General features: G+C 66.9%; 15 protein-coding genes. 6 read left to right on the top strand and 9 right to left on the bottom strand.

Annotated elements, in window-relative coordinates; genetic code table 11:
- Nucleotides 1-158 precede the first annotated feature (158 nt).
- A complete protein-coding gene (locus ABD951_RS04720; protein WP_345342588.1) occupies nt 159-470 on the top strand; it encodes a hypothetical protein in 312 nt (103 codons plus the stop codon).
- Between the two features lie 27 nt (nt 471-497).
- Here the strand turns inward: ABD951_RS04720 and ABD951_RS04715 are convergent, their stop codons facing one another.
- Complete coding sequence (locus ABD951_RS04715) at nt 498-788, bottom strand: hypothetical protein (RefSeq protein ID WP_345342587.1); 291 nt, start codon at nt 786-788, stop codon at nt 498-500.
- Here ABD951_RS04715 and ABD951_RS28640 point away from each other — a divergent pair.
- Nucleotides 706-1,191, top strand: coding sequence for a transposase (locus tag ABD951_RS28640; RefSeq protein WP_425569773.1), 486 nt, complete (start codon nt 706-708; stop codon nt 1,189-1,191). The genes ABD951_RS04715 and ABD951_RS28640 overlap by 83 nt on opposite strands.
- Nucleotides 1,192-1,371: 180 nt before the next feature.
- Nucleotides 1,372-2,478: a hypothetical protein gene (locus ABD951_RS04710; RefSeq protein ID WP_345342586.1), complete on the top strand. Its 1,107-nt coding sequence runs from the start codon at nt 1,372-1,374 to the stop codon at nt 2,476-2,478.
- A 659-nt stretch (nt 2,479-3,137) separates the two neighbouring features.
- On the opposite strand, the gene ABD951_RS04705 is transcribed toward ABD951_RS04710, so the two are convergent.
- The 5 genes from ABD951_RS04705 to ABD951_RS04685 form a co-directional block, all read right to left on the bottom strand.
- The gene (locus ABD951_RS04705) at nt 3,138-3,758 is read right to left on the bottom strand and encodes a hypothetical protein (RefSeq protein ID WP_345342585.1); all 621 of its coding nucleotides are present in this window, start codon (nt 3,756-3,758) and stop codon (nt 3,138-3,140) included.
- A gap of 1 nt (nt 3,759) precedes the next feature.
- A complete protein-coding gene (locus ABD951_RS04700; protein WP_345342584.1) occupies nt 3,760-4,698 on the bottom strand; it encodes a hypothetical protein in 939 nt (312 codons plus the stop codon).
- Nucleotides 4,699-4,940: 242 nt separating this feature from the next.
- The gene (locus ABD951_RS04695) at nt 4,941-5,312 is read right to left on the bottom strand and encodes a helix-turn-helix domain-containing protein (protein WP_345342583.1); all 372 of its coding nucleotides are present in this window, start codon (nt 5,310-5,312) and stop codon (nt 4,941-4,943) included.
- 74 nt (nt 5,313-5,386) lie between these two features.
- Entirely contained in the window at nt 5,387-6,499 is a 1,113-nt protein-coding gene (locus tag ABD951_RS04690; protein ID WP_345342582.1) for a tyrosine-type recombinase/integrase, read from the bottom strand.
- Nucleotides 6,500-7,434: 935 nt separating this feature from the next.
- Complete coding sequence (locus tag ABD951_RS04685; protein ID WP_345342581.1) at nt 7,435-9,303, bottom strand: sulfatase family protein; 1,869 nt, start codon at nt 9,301-9,303, stop codon at nt 7,435-7,437.
- 353 nt (nt 9,304-9,656) lie between these two features.
- On the opposite strand from ABD951_RS04685, the gene ABD951_RS04680 reads away from it, so the two are divergent.
- Complete coding sequence (locus ABD951_RS04680; RefSeq protein ID WP_345342580.1) at nt 9,657-10,115, top strand: hypothetical protein; 459 nt, start codon at nt 9,657-9,659, stop codon at nt 10,113-10,115.
- A 63-nt stretch (nt 10,116-10,178) separates the two neighbouring features.
- On the opposite strand, the gene ABD951_RS04675 is transcribed toward ABD951_RS04680, so the two are convergent.
- Complete coding sequence (locus ABD951_RS04675) at nt 10,179-10,349, bottom strand: hypothetical protein (RefSeq protein ID WP_345342579.1); 171 nt, start codon at nt 10,347-10,349, stop codon at nt 10,179-10,181.
- A gap of 663 nt (nt 10,350-11,012) precedes the next feature.
- On the opposite strand from ABD951_RS04675, the gene ABD951_RS04670 reads away from it, so the two are divergent.
- Entirely contained in the window at nt 11,013-12,230 is a 1,218-nt protein-coding gene (locus tag ABD951_RS04670; protein WP_345342578.1) for a hypothetical protein, read from the top strand.
- Complete coding sequence (locus tag ABD951_RS04665; protein WP_345342577.1) at nt 12,217-15,045, top strand: FtsW/RodA/SpoVE family cell cycle protein; 2,829 nt, start codon at nt 12,217-12,219, stop codon at nt 15,043-15,045. Before ABD951_RS04670 ends, ABD951_RS04665 begins: the two co-directional genes overlap by 14 nt.
- Before the next feature lie 57 nt (nt 15,046-15,102).
- Here the strand turns inward: ABD951_RS04665 and mreB are convergent, their stop codons facing one another.
- Both mreB and ABD951_RS04655 read right to left on the bottom strand, forming a co-directional pair.
- Nucleotides 15,103-16,092, bottom strand: a complete 990-nt coding sequence (gene mreB, locus ABD951_RS04660) for a rod shape-determining protein (RefSeq protein WP_345342576.1) — start codon at nt 16,090-16,092, stop codon at nt 15,103-15,105.
- A 114-nt stretch (nt 16,093-16,206) separates the two neighbouring features.
- Complete coding sequence (locus ABD951_RS04655) at nt 16,207-17,607, bottom strand: FUSC family protein (RefSeq protein ID WP_345342575.1); 1,401 nt, start codon at nt 17,605-17,607, stop codon at nt 16,207-16,209.
- Nucleotides 17,608-17,610: the final 3 nt, after the last annotated feature.

Below are 17,610 nucleotides of genomic sequence, written 5' to 3'. Positions count from 1 at the left end.
AGATCACCGCGACCCGTCGTGAGACTGCTCGGATCATCGCCCCGTTCCCGCGAGAGATCCGCCTGTGCCTTGAGGCTGGTCTAGAACCACCAACCGACTGAACCCGGCACCGCGGCGTGGTTTCCTGGAACGCACCGGCGCACGATGGGGGCTCTGACATGGACGAACCCAAGTACGACAAGGCCACGCTCGCGTTACTCCGCGAACAGGCGAAGATCCGTGCCGAACATCCGGAACGCCCGCCAGTGACTTGGTCCAAGTTCTGGGATGACGAGTGCTTCTCTCCACCGGGGACTCCGCGGCCAGCGCCGCAAACGGTCTCCGGCCTGATCAACCGTCTACAGCTGTCCCGCGCCACGCAGGCCGAGAAGGAGTCCGGCATCCGCGAATGGCTCGCCAGCAATGAACCAACTGACTACTTCCGCCGCGACCTCGAGCGCAAGGGACTGCTCCACCTGCTCCCCGATTGACCACCCTCGCGCGCGCTTTGGCCTGAACTAGGACGCGACCGCCGGCCTACGACGGATGTCGAGCGTCTTTTGCGCTTCGATTGCCCAGTCGTCGGGCCGTTGCAGTTCGCCGACGAGGATCGGGCGGAGCTTCTCGAGTAGTCGGCGCGAGACCGGGATGCCGCGGGCAACAGCCGTCATCAGGCCGTTGTTCAGCCCCGACACGGGTTCCCCAATCTCGACCGAGTCGGTGACGATGAACTCGAATTCGGGGATCTTGTCCTCAAGCTCTGCCCGCATCAGTTCGTACGTCTCTTCGAGGTACTCATCCGATGCCATCACCCACTCCTCTCCGCCCCTTGAGGGCAAATTCCTTCGGCCACTTTGCATTAGAACTAATGCATGGTTCGGCATTGGTTGCGAAATACACGTTCGTCCATGCCATGCTACGTCGGTGCCTAAGCCTTACCCGCCGGAGTTGCGGCGTGCAGTTCTCCACGCACTCCGCCAACCAGGCGCCACCCAGAAGGATGTATCTAGGCAGTTCGGAGTGGCAGTGAACTCCGTCTGGAGATGGGCTCGCGAGGCGGACGAACTCGGTGCCACCAACGTAGATCCGACCGAACACGATCCTGGTGAGCTTCACCGCGCACGTATGAGGATCACCCATCTCGAGCATGAAGTGGACGTGCTGACAGAGGCGCTTGCACTACTCGCGAGACGGTCGCGGCGCGATTGGTAGCCGCTGTCGCTCATTCGATCGACGATCAGGTCCTTTTGGTATAGATCGCTCATCAATCACCACGCCTGAGCGAGCGGGCACAGACAGATCGGAGCCCTACGAAGTGAGCAATCCTCCGAATCGGTTTCCAGCACCTGACTCGACATTCGGCCGCGGCGACGTGGACAGGATCGACTAACGATGGTTGACGACTACCTCGCCCGGGTACAGCCTGCAACTGACCCCTTGGATGGATTCTCGAACGAACTGATCGCCCAGTTGGACGTCGACGGAGGGAACGGCTTTTCATGGTGGGCAGGGCAGTCGGACTGGAAGACGCTCACCCTCATCAGCGACTACCTCATCCAGTCTGTCCGCGGCACTTCGAAGGCACTGACTGCTGCCTCCTTATCAGCCACGGAGCTTTCTCACCTGCGGTTCAGCCGGCAGGCCAAGGTATCGGGCGCATTGTCGGTTCTCGATCGAGACCCGACAGCCACTGTCGACGACTACATCCGAGCCTTCACCGACAACGCGATCGGACGGAAGGCTGAGCTCAAGGCCGAGATGGCAGAGGAACACACGCTCTACCATCTCGCCCAGACACTCGACCGACTGGCAATCGTGCTGATCATTGTCGGAGGCTTCCAGCTGAAGAATGTTGTGAAGTCCGATTGGTCGACTCTTGATTCTCTCAAGTTTGAACTCGACGATGCCATTTCGCCGAATCGACCACGGGTTGAGCCAGCGGGGTCTGCAGCTCGAAAGCTCCAGTCCAAGCTGCTGGCACCGTTGGACGATCTCGACAAGTACGGGCCGCCAGACTGGCTTCCTTGGCTGCGGGAGAGCCGCAATGCACTAACGCATCGCGCACCCGGTACCAACTGGACGATACTGGCATCCAAGCGCCGTCTCGTCCGCCCTCTCTACCAACAGCCCAAGTGGAGCGATGTGCAAACCCACGTCTATGCAGACAATCCTGGGCCGAACGGCGCTCTCATTCAGGAGGACAGCGAGGTTACGCTTGACGGCCTCTGCGCATCGGTCACGCACTTTGTCACCGACCTGACACAGGCCGCGAGAGAATGCTGGACAGCACGCCAATCGGATCCGAGTTTGATCGTCCAGCACGGCACGCAGTGGGCAGACCGCGAACCCACAAACGAGCGGCTGAAATTTCGAGGATATGGCGACGGCAAGATCATCAAGCTCTCGAAAGGTACGGACGTGCGGGTGAACCCGAGTGAGGCGCGGCGACTTCAGGCGGCTCGTCTCCACGATTCGGGTCGTCAGCTCTGGCTGAGCTAGCCATCGCATGGGCCTGGCCTAGCGCCGCGGTTGATCGCTAGGCGGCCTTGCCGCGCTTGCTGGCGCGAACACACGAGGTACACCGTCCCTTCGCTTCGTGTCGGACAAAGCCGTCACGGAGATTGGATCGTGTCGTCATTGGACGCTGGCAATCAACGCAGCGCTCAGGAATCGCTGCGCGCAACCACACTTGAGACCCCTGCCGCCGCGCCTTGCTGTAGCAGCCGCGGCAAAGCGGGGAATTGGCTGTAGCGCGATGCACGGACCCTGCCCCCGAATCATCACCGACGCGGCGGAATTCGCGCTGGCAGCCGGAGCACGCGAGGCCACGTGCGGCTCGTGCCGGCTCGTCGGGGTATGCGATGGCGGTGAGTGCTTGGTGGGTGGCGATGTCGCCGCGACAGATGACGCCAGCCCAGATGCCACCGTCGGCGACCCGGGGACGCGTGTTGGGGTCGGCGCCGGCGAGCGTCCCGGCCGCGAGTGCGTCGCGGGCGCAGTCGACGATCCGGTCGCACTGGGTGCGGCAGGCGTGGGCGGCCCAGGTGGCGCCGAGCCAGGTGTGGGCTTCGCCGGGCTGCAGCCAGCGATCGGGGTTTTCAGTGCAGGGTGTCACGAAGGCCTTCCGGTTTTGCGGGTTCAACAGGAGCGAGGGAGCATCAGGCGGCCTGATTTGGCTGGCTGATTTCAACGCTGACGGCCGAAAACAGCCCACCAAGGCTTTCGATGCCTGGCGTCTCAGAATGGCTAGACACGCGTGAGTCCCCGATTTCCTGTGTGCCTTTCCGTTTGAAGCGATGCTCGGGCTCGACCGCCCGCCTCAGCCCCTGCTCTTGCTCAACCGCCCACTCAGCGCGGATCCGAGCAGCCTTTTGCTGCGGCGTCTCAGCGATGTGCAACCCGGCCACCACCTGCTTGGCGCGCTCCCGAGCCGACTCGCTCGCCGGCTGTCCACTGGGAAGGGCTCGTACCGTCGCAAATTCCCCAGCGAGGCCGTTCTTCTGATCGTTAGCGAGTTGCCTGGCCTCGCGCTCTGCGGCTGACTCTCGATCGGCCGCATCACGCCGAAGCTGCACTGCGATTCGATTCACGTGGGCTGGCATGATCCACGCTGTACTGTCCTCGAAGTGCAGCCTTGCCGCCTCCAACACGAGAACTGCATTGAGATCCGACTTCAGAGTCATGCACCAGGTGTCAACGGTCTTGTCGTCAACTGTGCGGTTGTCGTTCATCGCAATGAAGGTCAGCAGACCCTTCACATCAGCACGCGTCAACGGCATATCAAGCGACCGCCTTCCACTGAGTAGCCATGAACGACGTTCCCGGCTGAATTCCGTGCTCGTCTTCCGTAGAGTCGAGCGCCCGGATCGACTCGAGCCGTTTTGTAGCGGTTGACACCCCAACGCTCGAGGCCTGCCTGTGCGACTCCAACCAGCCAGCGTGAAGCTTGTTGTACTGCTTACGGAACTTTGGCATCGACAGCACATTCTTCCGCCAGAAGGTGTTGTTCTGACACCAATCAATGACGTCCAGAGCTTGCTGAAGCTCAATGCCGTCCTTGTCCAGCAGAAGCCTGGCCTCGTTCCGCCAGGCGTCGGTGAAGCTGTCCGCCCGGAACCCGTTCTCTTCGATCCGGCGGTAGAGACGCTGGACCATCGCCTCTACGTCGTCGCGCTCGCTCGGAGCTGATGGTGCGGAGGACGAGGACCTTGTTTTTGCTTTTGTCTTAAGAGAGTCTGGAGAGGAAAGATCTGCTGGATTCAGCATCAGCACAGGTGCGAGTTCTGACACCTCTGCTGATGCTGAATCTGACATCTCGAAGTGTGGCGCCTCAGTAGGCGCGTCACCCTGCATCACTACGCGGTATGACAAGGTCTGGTCCGAGATGTTGTTGTGCAGATGGTGCTTCATTGAAACGACCGCGCCGGCAGCTTCGAGGTTGCGCAATGCGGTGCGCACCGCCGACTTCGACAATCCCGTCTCACGCGCAATAACGTCGAGACTCGCGCGCCACCAGCGGCCGGTCGGGTCTTCGATCCTGTCCTTGCCCGGCTCTCCGCACCGGTACTGGATCCTCGTAAAGACGAGGGCCTGATTCCCTCCCCCGAGGTGACGCACCAGCGCCGCGCGCACCTGCATAAAGTCCAGGGCGGTGGTGAGCGAGATCGGCACTCCCTTCGGCCGCGAGGCCGTCCCGTCGGGTGTTGATGCGGTTGTCACAGAGCTGCAGTTCCTTTCGGTCGTGCAGCATCCCGGTAGCCCAGGAGGCTTCGCATAGACAGCCCAATCAGCCGTCTGCTAACCTTCTAATATCGTTGCGGGCCTTGGTAGGGACACTGCAAGTAGTTCGGGAGGCGCTCGGAGGCTGGAATCTCTGAGCGCTTTTCATTTCCACCCGAGGCTCGACGGACGTAGCCTCAAGTGTCAGTCACACTGACGGGCAACCCACCTGAGAGCTCGCCCTAGGCGGCAGTGGCCAACGGGTACAACATCGCGTCAATCTCCTCCAAGTCGACGCGGATCATTCGCGGTCCGAAACGAAATGCAGAGATCCTTCCCGCCGAGATGTAGCGGCGGATCGTTTTCGAGCACACTCCGTACTCTTCGGCCGCCTGGGCGATTGATGCGAGGCGCCGCGACGACTTCTGCGGCAAACCAACTCGCTGATGCTTGTGGACGTTCACGGACCCTTTCGAGCGACCATTCGACACGTCGCGAATCTTCCTTCCGCCGAGTGGATTTCGTTCCCCATAGATGACCTCAACTGGACATAGGTGCGACAGTAGCAGGCAAGTACGAAGATTTCCACCTAACCGATTGACATTCCTCGACATGTGTGTTACCTAAAAGCGGCCCACTACCCCTCAAGGAAACGAGCACAGCAAGGGGACGGCCCTGTTTCACCCGGTCAAGGCATCTCGACCATCGAGCTAAGTCGCTCCGCGATCTGCCGGTCTCGACCCGCCGCGACATGCTGATAACGAAGCGCCATCGCCGGCGTCGTGTGCCCGAGCCTCGCCATCAATTCAGCTGTCGTGCCTCCTGCCTGCGCAGCTAGGACCGCAGCAGAATGCCGAAGCATGTGAGGCGTCAACTCCGGTCGACCGATTCGCGCAGCGGCTGGCTTGAACGCCTTGCGATAGGCATAGTCGCCGAGATGCCCACCCTGCACACCAGGAAACAGCAAAGCGTCCCGGCCCGCCTGAACGTGGCGATCCAGATGCTGAACAATCGCAGGGATGACATGCGGCGGGATTGCCACATCGCGCACACCGGCCGCCGTCTTCGGCGAGTCGACGGTGAATACGCCTGACCGATACGTGACCGCCCGTCGCACATGGATGATCCCCGCCTCGGGATCCACATCCTTGCGCCGCAGTTCCGTCAGTTCGCCCCACCTCAACGAGCACCATCCCGCGACCAGGACAGAAGCGCGCAGTCCGGGAGGCATCTCCTCAGCAAGCGCGGAGATCTCGCCCGCAGACAGGACGGTAATCGTCTTGCGTCGCTTCGCCGTCATCGCCGACTTCACACGGCACGGATTCGCAGCAATCAGCTCGTCGTCAACGGCAGTCGCCAATATTGCGTGTAGGAGGCTGTAACAGTGGGCGTTCCTGGTGGGGGTCGCAGTGCCGAGACCGGCATGCCAACTGCGAACAACTGCGGCGGTGATCGCAGTTAACTCGGCGTCGCCGAGATCCGGAAGTATGTGCAATCGCAGCTGCCCCTCATAGAGAGAGCGGGTTCGGGGCTTCAGGTGACGCTCCGCAAGCCAACGCTCGGAATATGTGCGCAAGGTGACTGGCGCGGCCGCCGACGCGGCCTCGACGGCGGGTGGGCGCCACACATCCAGGTCGATCTTCCTGCGCTCTGCCGCAAGCCAGGCGACTGCGTCATCCTCGGCAGCGAACGTCCGTGGAGCTTTGTACAGAAGTCCGTCAGGTGCGGTGTAGTTCGCCTGCCATCGTCCAGACGGTAGCTGCCGCAATCCGCCAAAACTGCGCTTCGCACGCTTCGCCATCGTCACCCCTCATGCAGAATTCGTGCAGAACAGGGGTTATCGCGTGTCCCCTTGTGCTCATCCAAGTCTACCGGTACATTCCCCATTTGACCGGCTCTAACACGCGGTTTTCGCTGGTCAGATACCAAATACAGTCCGTCAATCCAGACAGGTTCGATTCCTGCCGGGGGCACAGAACATTCGCAGGTCAATGCAAGGTTCCTGTGTTTCAGACTGCCGAGGTTCCCGACCGCCGGTAAGCCGCCGGTGCTGCCGAGGGGCCGCCCGCGTCCACCGGAGCCACTCGGCCGGGATGTTCCTGACCCCCACCGCCCCGGCTGCCCGGAACACGGCGGGACGCCCCCCCGGCGGCCGCGCGCAGAGGAGTCGAAGGGCGGTCCGCCGAGACACCGTTCCCTCGGATCCGCGATCGAGGGTGCCCGCCACGGCGAGGCGGGTGGGCACCGCCCCCTAGGGGCGTCGCCGGTATCCCCTATGCCGCCGGGTTCCCCACACCTTCCCCTAATCTCGGCGCCGGGTGTTCACCTCGGGGCGTCGGTCGGGTACGAATGTGGTGATGGCGCTGCTGGACCCCCGACCCGGCAGCGCCATTTCCATGCCCGGGCAAGGTCCCGTCGTTCCGAGCTCGATGTGATGTGAAACACTACCGGCCCGGGTGTCGATACATCCGGTTGAGGTGAGTTCCATGCCCACACATCACACCGGCCGCCTCGGTCGACACATCTTCGAGAACCTCCACATCGGCGAGAGCCTCCACGGCCTCGTCAACCGCCCTTCGGTGCCGTGCCGCTCCCCTCCCTCGTGACGAGGGACCCCGACCATGCGGCGAGGACCGGACGCATCACGTGCGTGAGGCCGGTGCGTCCGCTCCGTCGCCGCCGATTCCCCCATTCCCACAACGAAGGCTCGAACGATGGAATTCATGACCCAACTCATCACCGTGCTCGGCCAGCTGCTCGACGTGATGGGCAAGATGAACGGCCCGAACGGCCAAGGCGGCGGCACGAGCCCCCTCGGCAGCCTCGGCGGCACCGGCAGCCTCGGCTCGTAACCCCGACGTCGACGACCCCCGGTCTCCACCCCTGACCGGGGTCGTCGACCCCTGCCCGCCCGCGTTCAACGCGCCGGCGTCGTCCCGGTTTCGGCCATCTTCGCGTAGAGCCGGGCGTGCATCGTCGCCTGCAGATCCGGCCTGTGGTGCGCGACGTTCGCCGGGTTCGCGAGGTTGTGCAGCTCGTGCGGATCGGCGCCGAGGTCGTACAGCTCGTACTGGGTGGGACGATCCCGGCGGGGTCGAAGTACAGCACGTACTTGTAGCGGCCGTCCCGGATGCACCTCAGATGGCTGGGCTGCTGGACGATGACCTGCCCGTCCGGGACAGCGCAGTTCTGGTCGTCGTAGGTGAACAGCACCTCGTCCTGAACGGTGACGGTGGGCGCCTCGGGATGCGCGACGGCGTCGTCGATCACCGGCGTCAGGTCCGTGCCGAGGAACCGCCACCGGTCGCGGTCCGGGACGTCGCCGAGCGTGGCGAGCGTCGGCAGCAGGTCGATCAACGACGCCAGCGCACCGGTCCGCGCGGCCCGCGGGAACATCACCGGATTGCTGACCACCAGCGGCACCCGCAGTGTCTCCTCGTAGGCGTTGAAGATCTTCTGCCGCAGTCCGCCGTGCGAGAGTCCCATCTCGCCGTGATCTGCCATCCGGATGACGATCGTCCGCTCGGACAGCCCCGGCTTGGCGTCGAGCGCGTCGAGGACGCTCCCGATGTGCACGTCGACGACCTTCTGCAGGTACGCGTAGAAGTTGACGTAGTTCGACGCCTCCCGCGGACCGAGCAGTGGTCCGAGGCCCGCCGCCAGCAGCAGCTGGGACTGCACCTGCGCGGAGGGTTTGAAATTCGCCAGCAGGTTCTCGTCGATCGTCGGCGGCAGGGCGATCCCCTGTTCGAAGCACGCCGGCGCGACGGAACCGTAGTTGTCGCACTCCCCCTCCGGCAGGTTCCACGTCCGTGGGTAGGAGAGCAGGTCGTGCGGGTTGGCCATCGACACCACCAGCGCGAACGGTGCGTCACTGTGCGGGTCAACGGAATTGAGGAAGTCGACCCCCTCCTGCGCGATTCTCGCGTCGTGGTTCGCGCAGCCGCCGCCGAAGTTCGCGGGGTTGGTGTCCTGACCGGCCTCGGGCGGCTGCCACCCCGCGAACCCGTACGCGGCGACGTCCTCCGTGCTCGGGTCACCACCGTCGGCGCCCTTGCTCATGTGCCACTTCCCCCGGAAATGCACGTCGTACCCGGCGGAGGCGAGGACGTGCGCCATGTTCTGGACTCCCAGCGGCAGCACCGGTTCCGTCGGCGAGACGGTGCCGCCGGTGGTCAGCGTGGCCACCACGCCGTGCTGAGCCGGATACAGGCCGGTGAGGAACGTGCTCCGGCTCGGTGAACACATCGCCGCCGCACAGAATGCGTTGTCGAAGGTCAGCCCCCGATCGGCGAGGCGCTGCCGGTTCGGCAGGTTGTGCCGCGCCCAGCCCTCGGGCCAGAACATCGGCGGCCGTTCCTGGTCGGTGATGAGGATGACGATGTTCGGCCGGACCGGACGCGCGACCGCGGCCCGCGCCGGATTCGTCTGGGTGACGCCACTCGCTGCCAGTCCGGCGAGCACGAGCGCGACGGCGCCCCCGATGAAGGTCCGCCGGGGCACGACGGCGGGCGCCGGACCGGCCTGGACGGTGCCGCGGTCGGTGGATTCGACGGCGGCGGGCTCGACGGCGGCGGGCCCGGGGGCGGCGGATTCGGTCTGCACTGGTCACCTCGGTCTGCGCGACGAGAGTGCCGGGCGCCGACGGCACCCGGACACATGGACGGTCGATCGAGACATGCAGGCACCCTCAGGCTAACAATCCGGTGCGCAGGTCAGGGCGAATTCCGGCCGGCGCACCGACCGGCAGGCGAAAAACACGAGGACGGAATCCCTCACTCGCAGGACACGATTCGGCCTGTACACGCGACGAAACGGCGGTAGAGTCGGTGCTTGGCTTCGCCGACCCTCGACCGAGGGCCATGGAAAACGTCCCAGGGGCGATTCGTGGTACGCAGGCAACCGCGAATCCCAGATCGCAGTCGTGCCCGTGCCGTCCAGATCAAGTGGGGATCGCCATGAAGATGGCCAAGACTCTCGTCATGCCCGTGCTCGTCGTTGCCGCGGTCGGGTCCGGGATCGGAACCGCGGCCGCGCAACCGGGGTTGCCGCCGTTGCCCGCGATGCCGCAGCCACCGGCTCTGCCGCAACTCCCCGCGCCGCCCCAGATTCCCACCGCGGACGAGGTCAGCGGAATGATCGCGGACCGCTCCTGGCCCGACAACCCGGCCAAGCGCGAGGCCTTCCAGACGATGGCGAACGAGGTCAACATCGGCTGGGCCAACGGCGGTCAGCAGAAGATGATGATCGGCTCCCTCGTCGGCGCCGCCATCGGCTGCGTGTCGATCTTCCCGAACTTCATGGCCGGCTGCATGATCGGCAACGTCGTCGGAGCCGGCGTGGGCGCGGCCATGGGCATCGACGAGGGCAACCCGAACGCGCGGCCCGCGGTGGAGAAGTTCTTCGCCACTCCCTGACGGGACCGGCCCCGACGTTCGTCGACCCGGTCGATCGGGCACCCAGCCGACAGGACAGCGAGGCTAGGCGGCGCCACCCTTGCGCACGACGGTCAGCTTCGACACCCGTGAGGAGATGCGCCGATCCTCGCCGTCCCGCAGCAGTGCGATACCGGACCGGATCTCCTCGACCACCCAGGTTCCTGCCGTGTCCGAGATGTGGACCAGATCGCCCGCCTGCACCGCCTCGCTCATGATCGTCTCCGCTCGTGTCGCGACGCGCCGGTCACGGTGCGCCGAGTTTGTCGTCGCCGACAATTATCACGCGCCCCGCTCCGCCGGCGAGGCGTCGGGGCGCGGTTGGGCTGTGAGTCGCGGGTCCATGTCGGGCCACGATCGTCGACCAGCAGCGACGCCACCGGTCCGCCCGGACGCCCCCATCGCCTGGGCCGCAGGTATCGACGAATCCGGGGACACCGCCCCACTCGCATCCGCGAGGCGCTCTCCGGCACACCCCTGAAACCGAATGGCCCGCAGTGGCGTGGCGAGCCGGGCGTGCGGCGACCCGGCCGACACGTCAGCGATGTCGGTCCACGACATGCCGGCCTGCACCCACGGCCGGAGCGGCTGATCCGCTCCGTGGTGCGCGGACCTCGAACCGGTCGCGTTGTTTCGTGCGGAGCTCCGGGAAACCGGTCGACGGGTGTCTCGGATCAGTAACGCGAGTTCCGCCGGAACACCGATCTTGGTTTAATCGAATGCACAGAGACATAAAGGATTTCAACACCGAGAAACCTCACCCAAAGTCCGTCGGTCACCCGCTCCGGTCCGGTGCAAACCCGCGCGGGAGGCCATAGAGTTTCGGGATGCGCGATGATCGAGGTAGTGACAGGGCTCCGGACGAGAAGGCGTGAGCCGGTGCAGCCCCGATCCAAACCGCCCGACCCGACCGACGACGACGCAGGCGGCGGCGGTGTCACGCTCCGCAGACTGCTCACGGTTGCGGGGTTGACACCGGCGCAGGCCGCGCTGCTCGTCAGCGACGTGATCCACCAGCTCGAGCCGGCGGGCAGTCAGGGGCGCTTCCCGGTGCGCCTCGAGGACCGTGCGGTGACGGTGTCCGACCGGGGACTGCTCACGATCGAGTGCAGCGGCAGCGCGGCATCCTGGCACGACGCGCACGAGGTGGCGGTGGGCCTGCTTCGCGACATCGCGAGCACCTGTCGCGACGCCGCATTCGCCGACCGGTTGCGCGAATCGATCACCGGAACAACAGATCTGGCCGGCCTGACGCAACGAGTTTGCCGCGTGGTCGCGGCCGAACTCGACCCGGCCACGGGGGCAAGGACGCGGCGCCAACTGGCCGAGCTCGTCTCGGCAACACGCGGACTCGTCCTGTCGGATGATCGGGTGCCGAAGGATCACGTGACCGCGCCGATGCCGCCGCCCCAGGCGGCCGAATCTTCTCTCGCCCCGAGCGACTGGCACCCACCTGCAGGGAGGGTGTGGCATCGCAGGAGCAGGCGGCCGTCGTGGCGGCAAGGTGTCCTCGGCGTGATATCGATCCTGGTCCTCATCGGGCTGCTGTGGACCGCCCCGCAGGCGTGGTCGCAGCTGCGCCGAGGCTGGGACGCCGTGCTCCATCCGACGGATACGTCGGAGCAGAATCAGATTCGTCCGGTCTCGCCGCCGCCACCTGCGCCCGAAGCCGCACCCCCACCGACCGAGCCGGGAGCCACCGGGGCGGGTCCCGTCCACACCGGTCTTCCGAGCAGTGCGGGGCCGATCACGCGCGTCACCGCCACCTTCGCCAATGGGGAATGCGCAGCGGGTGCGCCCTGCACCATGCGGGTCGACGTCCACCTCGATCCCGGGTCGAATGTCGGTGCGGTGACCTGGAAATTGAGCGTGTACGACCGATGCTCGGGAGCGGTCCACCCGGGTGCCGACGTCACGATGCCCGTGCCGCCGGGCGGGCAGGAGGTGTACGGCATCGGTACCGCCGTCCTGCCGGCCGGGTCCGCGCTCGCCGTCGCCGCGCTCACCAGCGCCCCGGCCGGAGCCGCGTCAGAGCCGGCATACGTGCCCGCCGAGAACGCAACCTGCCCAGGCGGGGGTCCCCATGCAGGCGGGTAAGCAGCAATCCGATCCCTGGCTCGTCACCGCGGCGGTCGTCCTGGTCGTTCTCGGCCTGCTCAACCTGCTCTCGACGGGAATGACGTCGTATGCCGTGCGTCACGCGGTGCTCGCCGCCGTCGGCCTCGGTGCGATGTGGGCGACCTCGCGTCTGCGGTCGAGTGGCTTCCGCCGGGTCGGTTGGGTGTTGTTCGCCGTCTCGGTCGTGCTGCTCGCGGCGGTTCCGCTGATCGGGGTCGCGACCAAGGGCGCCCAGCGCTGGCTGGACTTCGGTGTGTTCACCCTGCAGCCCTCCGAACTCGCCAAGCTGGCTTTGGTCCTGGTCCCCGCCGCGATCCTGGCCCGCGGGTACACCCTCGGCAGGTTCGGTGCGGTCCTGGCGGTCGCGGCCGTGCCGGTCGGTCTCGTCGCGCTGCAGCCCGACCTGTCGACCGCCGTCGTGCTCGTGGCGACCGTGATGCTCATGCTGATCCTGGCCCGGGTGCCGCTGCTGCCGATGCTCCCCCTGTTCGCACTCGGGATCGCCTCGCTCCCTCTGGCGGTGCTGTTTCTCCGCCCCTACCAGCTCGAGCGGATTCACGTGTTCCTGTCGAACAACGCCGACCCGCAGGGGTCGGGGTGGGCAGCGTGGCAGGCGGACATCGCGATCGGCAGCGGCGGCTGGTGGGGCCTGGGGCGGGAGCCGCAGTACGGCCTGAGGGCGGAGTACCTGCCCGAATCCGAGCACGATCTGTCCTTCGCGAGCATCGTGTACGGATGGGGTCTGGTCGCCGGTCTGGCTGTCGTGGTCGCCGTCGTGATCATCGTGTGGCGCTCGGCGCTGGCCGCCCGAACGGCGCGAACCCGGGAGGCGGCACTCGTCGCGGCCGGCGTCGGTGGGCTGTTCGGCATTCACGCCGCGGTCTCGATTGCTCAGAGTCTGTCACTGATGCCGCACACCGGCATGCCGATCCCGCTGTTCAGCTATGGGGGCACGGCCGCGATCGTCGGATTCGTCGAGATCGGGCTGGTGCTCGCGGTGCGCCGCGACGGTGTCACGCGGCCGCTGTGGGCCACCGAGACCAGGCGGCGGAGGCTCCCGCGAGGCGTTTCGGCAGGCGCGGTCGCGCTCACGGCATCCCTCGTCGCGATGTCGGGGTTCGCCTGGCACCTGCAGAGCGATCAGGGTGCGGAGTTCCGCACGACGAGCGACCAGCAAATGATGCGCTGCATCCGCCTGCCCGCCGAGCGTGGCCGGATCCTCGACCGGGGCGGTGCACCGCTCGCGGTCAACGTCCCGGAGTACACCGTCGCGGTGGTTGCCCGGATGTTCGCCGAGAGCGACGCGGCGGTGCGCGGCGAACTCGCCGCGTTGCTCGGCATCACCCCGGACGAACTCTCGGACAACCTCCGGAGCGGTGACGGGGAGCTGCAGGTCGTGCTCGGACGGGTCGGTTCCGAGCAGGCTCGGCACATCGTGGAAGCCCACCTGCCGTGGGTACTCGTGTACCCGACCGGGCGCAGGCAGTACCCGCAGGGCGCAGCGCTGGCATCGACCCTCGGGTATGTCGGGATTGCGGACCCGCAGGACATGGCACTCTGGCCGACCCTCGAGCTCGGATCACGGGTCGGCAAGGCAGGACTCGAGAAGCAGTACGACGCGTTGCTCCGCGGCACCGACGGCAAGCAGTGCGTGTACGTCGATCCGTCCGGGCATCCGGTGGGCACCGGCGAGCGGGTGGACCCGATACAGGGGCACGATCTGTGGTTGCACCTCGACCTCGGGTTGCAGCAGCTCGCGACCGATGCGCTGACCGAGGCGGTGCGCACCAGCGGGGGCGACCTCGGCGCGGCCATCGTGATGGACGCCCGCACCGGAGCGGTGCTGACGCTGGCCAGCGTCCCCGGATACGACAACAACGTCTACGGTCCCCCGGTCGACCCGGTCGCGCTGGCGGCGCAAACCGAGGGACCCGGGCCGGGACGGATGCTCAACCACGCAGCCCAGACGGCGGCGCCGCCGGGCTCGACCTTCAAGATCGTCGTCGCGTCGGCCAATGCGGAGTCCCATGTGCTGTCGCCGGACGCCCTGCTCGCGGGTGGCGCTTCCTACACCTACGGAGGGCACACGTTCGCGAACTGGCAGCCGATGGGCCCGAACAGTCTGATCGGGGCGATCCAGTGGTCGGACAACGTCTACTTCTACCAGCTCGCCGAGCTCCTCGGCCCCGAGCGGATCGCGGCGACCGCCGGAGAGCTGGGGGTGGGCCAGCGGTCGGGGATCGATCTGCCGGGCGAGTCAGAGGGTTTCCTGGGCACACCCGAGAACGTCGGAAGTATCGGCGGAACCTGGTACCCGGGGTCGACGCTGCTGATGGGCATCGGTCAGGGCACCGTCAGTGCGACCCCGGTGCAGGTGGCTCGGTGGACGTCGGGCATCACGACCGGAGCGATGGTCACCCCCCAGCTCGCGGCGGCGTACGGGCCGGGGGAGGACTTCTCCATTCCCACCGCGGCGCCTCGTCCGCTTCCCTTCGCGGACCAACTCGGACCGGTGCGGGCGGGGATGCGGGCGTCCGCCGCGGCCGGCACCGCCGGGCAGCTCGCCAGCCTGCCGGTGCCCGCCGCCGCCAAGACCGGCACCGCGGAGGACCCGTCGGCACCGGGAGGCCTCAATGCCTGGTTCTCCGCCGTGGTGCCCTTCGACGCACCCGAAGTCGTGGTGACGGCGTTGGTGCGGGGCGGTGGTTTCGGGTCGGCAACATCCGGTCCCGTGGTCAAGAAACTCCTCGAGCGCTACCTCGCGCAAACACGGGGCACGGCGCCGAACCGCTGATCAGCCACCCGAACCGCTGATCAGCCACCCGAACCGCTCAGCCACCCGAACCGCTGATCAGTCACCGTATGCGGCAACCACCTCGGGGTGGTCCAGGCACGCGGTCGCACCCTCGGCGACGCAGGTGAGCGGGCGTTCGGCCGTCTTCACGCCGAAGCCGAAGGACTCTTCGAGCAGCTGCGACAGACCGCGCATCATCGACCCGCCGCCGATGGCGAGGAGCCCTTCGGACATCACGTCACTGATCGCCTGGGCGGGAAGGTCCTCCAAGCACGCGGTCAGGGTCTGCACGATGCCGGTTGTGGTCGGCCGCAGCGCATCCACGATCTCCTCGGTCTCGAGGGTGACCAGTCGTGCCCGGCCGGTCACCGCGTCGCGGCCTTCAACGACGAGCGACTGCCCCTCGTCGGTCTCCGGCACGCCGACCTTCGCCCGCTCGGCGGTGAGTTCGCCGACGATGATCTTGTGCTCGGTCCGCAGGTACTGATAGAGCGCGTCGGTCAGTTCATCGCCCGCGAGCCGGCAACTGCGGTGCGCGAGAATGCCGCCGAAACAGAAGGTGGTGACTTCCGAAGTGCCACCGCCGATGTCGACGACGAGGTGGGCGCGGGGTTCCATCGGGTTGATTCCGCAGCCGAGCGCCCCCGCGACCGGCTGCGGTATCAGCCCGATCTTGCGCAGACCGGCCTCATGGCCGACCTCCACCAGTGCCCGGCGCTCGAGCGATGTGGCGCCCGCGGGAACCGCGATGACGGCCTTCGGCCGCAGACCGTACTGCCTGTGCGGGGCCGCGCGCTTGATGACGGCCGTGACGAATGCCCGGGCCGAGTCGAGGTCCACGATCACCCCGTCGCGCATCGGGCGAATGGGTGTGACTCCGATGGGAGTGCGGCCGACCAGGTTCCGCGCTTCCGCGCCGATCGCGAGAGACCGGTGCGGATCCTTCGTGCGGACCAGCATGAACGATGGCTCGTTCAGGACGACGCCGTCGTCGGGTGTACCGACGACGGTGTTGGCAGTTCCGAGATCGATACCGAGTCCACGCACGTCGGCCTCCCAGGGGGATTCGCGAGATGACTTAGATGGTACGCAGCGGCACCCGGTTTCGGTCAATACCGCGGTGCGGAACCCGCCCACGACACAACAACATTGACGAATCACTCAGGTGGACGCATGCAGGTGCATCCGGTCCTTCACGCTCACCGTGACGGCCGCGACGACCACCCCGACGACCACGCCGATCAGGTTGTCGAGGACCCGGCTCAACCCGATCTCGGGACCGACCGCCGTACCGAGACCGACCACCAGCAGGGCCATCGGTGTCACGAACAGCGAGCACAGCGCGTAGTTCCGCGTCGCGGTGATCTCGGCCGCGACCTGCAACACGACGACGATCGCGATGGTCGGCCAGTAGCCGAGCGAGGCCGAGAGCACCGCGGCCGCGAGCACCGCGCCGCCCACGTTGCCGAGGAGTCGTTGGATCGCGCGCTGCACGGTCGGCGCGTAGCCGACACCCTGCATGGCGGCCATCGCGCCCATCGACGCCCACAGCGGGTGGCCGAGTCCGGCCGCGGCGGCGAGCCATCCGGCGAGCGCTGCGGCGACGGCAATGCGACCACCGTGGTGCGCGATGCTCCGGGCGCGCAGGCCGGCCGCGCCCGCGGCGAAGAACCCGGAAGGTCGCGGGAGGTCGGCCGGGGCGCCCGGATGGCCGACGATGACCGTGTGCTGCTTGACCCTTCGCAGTTCCTGCCCGTGTCGGACGATGGCGGCCAACCGGGTGCCGTCGCCGCGGCGCCAGTCGGCGAGTGCCGCCTCCGCCTCCGCGAGCAACGCGGCGAGGTCCCGCAGGTGGGCGTGGCCGTCGGCCCCCGTGGTCAGTGCGAGCTTCTCGCGGGCCGCCGCGATCGCCGCCTCCGCGGCGTCGACGCGACCGCCGTCCGGCACCGCCGCGGCGGCGGCCAGCGCCCGCGCCACCGCCAGTCGGGCCGGTCCCCACGGGAGGAACACGAACGGAATCAGCGCGGTCACGAATCCGACCGCGGCACCGACGGCGGCGGCGACGGTCGCGGCGCGCAGGTCGGCCGGGCTTCCGGTGCTACCGACGGCGGCCGTCGCGGCGAAGATCAGGATCACCGGCCCCGGGCCGCCCACCCGGAACGCCGTCAACACCGCGGCGGCGAGCCCCGACAGAACGGCGATCACGGCGATCTGCCCCCACATCGGCGGCGCGGCGAGCGCGATCAACCCACCGACCACGACCGACACGACCACGAGCGCCCCGACGAAGCCGACCTTCGCGGCGGTGCGACGCAGCGGCTCGTGCCGCGAGAAGGCGATGGACAAGGCGCCGAGCACCGCGAACCCGGCCAGCGAGGACCGGCCGGTGAGTCCGAACGCGACGAGCACCAGCGCCGCGCCCAGCGCGACACGCATCGAGATCGCGATCGTCGCGTCCGCGGCATGCACGTCGAACGCACGACGCCAGGTCGCCGGAGACACCGAGTGGACGAGGGCGCCGCGGGAGTGACCGAGCCGGGTCGAGTCGGTGAGAACGGGCATGGT

It is taken from the genome of Rhodococcus olei, assembly GCF_039540555.1.
Lineage (GTDB): Bacteria > Actinomycetota > Actinomycetes > Mycobacteriales > Mycobacteriaceae > Rhodococcus_G > Rhodococcus_G olei.
Note: the sequence above shows the minus strand (reverse complement) of the source record. Positions and strands in the feature narration are given on the sequence as shown.

Bases quoted from the DNA above. Each gene is read 5' to 3' on its own strand.
- ABD951_RS04695 (WP_345342583.1), bottom strand. From the start codon at position 5,312: ATGTCGAGGAATGTCAATCGGTTAGGTGGAAATCTTCGTACTTGCCTG.
- ABD951_RS04715 (WP_345342587.1), bottom strand. From the start codon at position 788: ATGGCATCGGATGAGTACCTCGAAGAGACGTACGAACTGATGCGGGCA.
- ABD951_RS04655 (WP_345342575.1), bottom strand. From the start codon at position 17,607: ATGCCCGTTCTCACCGACTCGACCCGGCTCGGTCACTCCCGCGGCGCC.
- ABD951_RS04675 (WP_345342579.1), bottom strand. From the start codon at position 10,349: ATGAGCGAGGCGGTGCAGGCGGGCGATCTGGTCCACATCTCGGACACG.
- ABD951_RS04665 (WP_345342577.1), top strand. From the start codon at position 12,217: ATGCAGGCGGGTAAGCAGCAATCCGATCCCTGGCTCGTCACCGCGGCG.
- ABD951_RS04690 (WP_345342582.1), bottom strand. From the start codon at position 6,499: ATGGCGAAGCGTGCGAAGCGCAGTTTTGGCGGATTGCGGCAGCTACCG.
- ABD951_RS04680 (WP_345342580.1), top strand. From the start codon at position 9,657: ATGAAGATGGCCAAGACTCTCGTCATGCCCGTGCTCGTCGTTGCCGCG.
- ABD951_RS04705 (WP_345342585.1), bottom strand. From the start codon at position 3,758: ATGCCGTTGACGCGTGCTGATGTGAAGGGTCTGCTGACCTTCATTGCG.
- ABD951_RS28640 (WP_425569773.1), top strand. From the start codon at position 706: ATGAACTCGAATTCGGGGATCTTGTCCTCAAGCTCTGCCCGCATCAGT.
- ABD951_RS04710 (WP_345342586.1), top strand. From the start codon at position 1,372: ATGGTTGACGACTACCTCGCCCGGGTACAGCCTGCAACTGACCCCTTG.
- ABD951_RS04720 (WP_345342588.1), top strand. From the start codon at position 159: ATGGACGAACCCAAGTACGACAAGGCCACGCTCGCGTTACTCCGCGAA.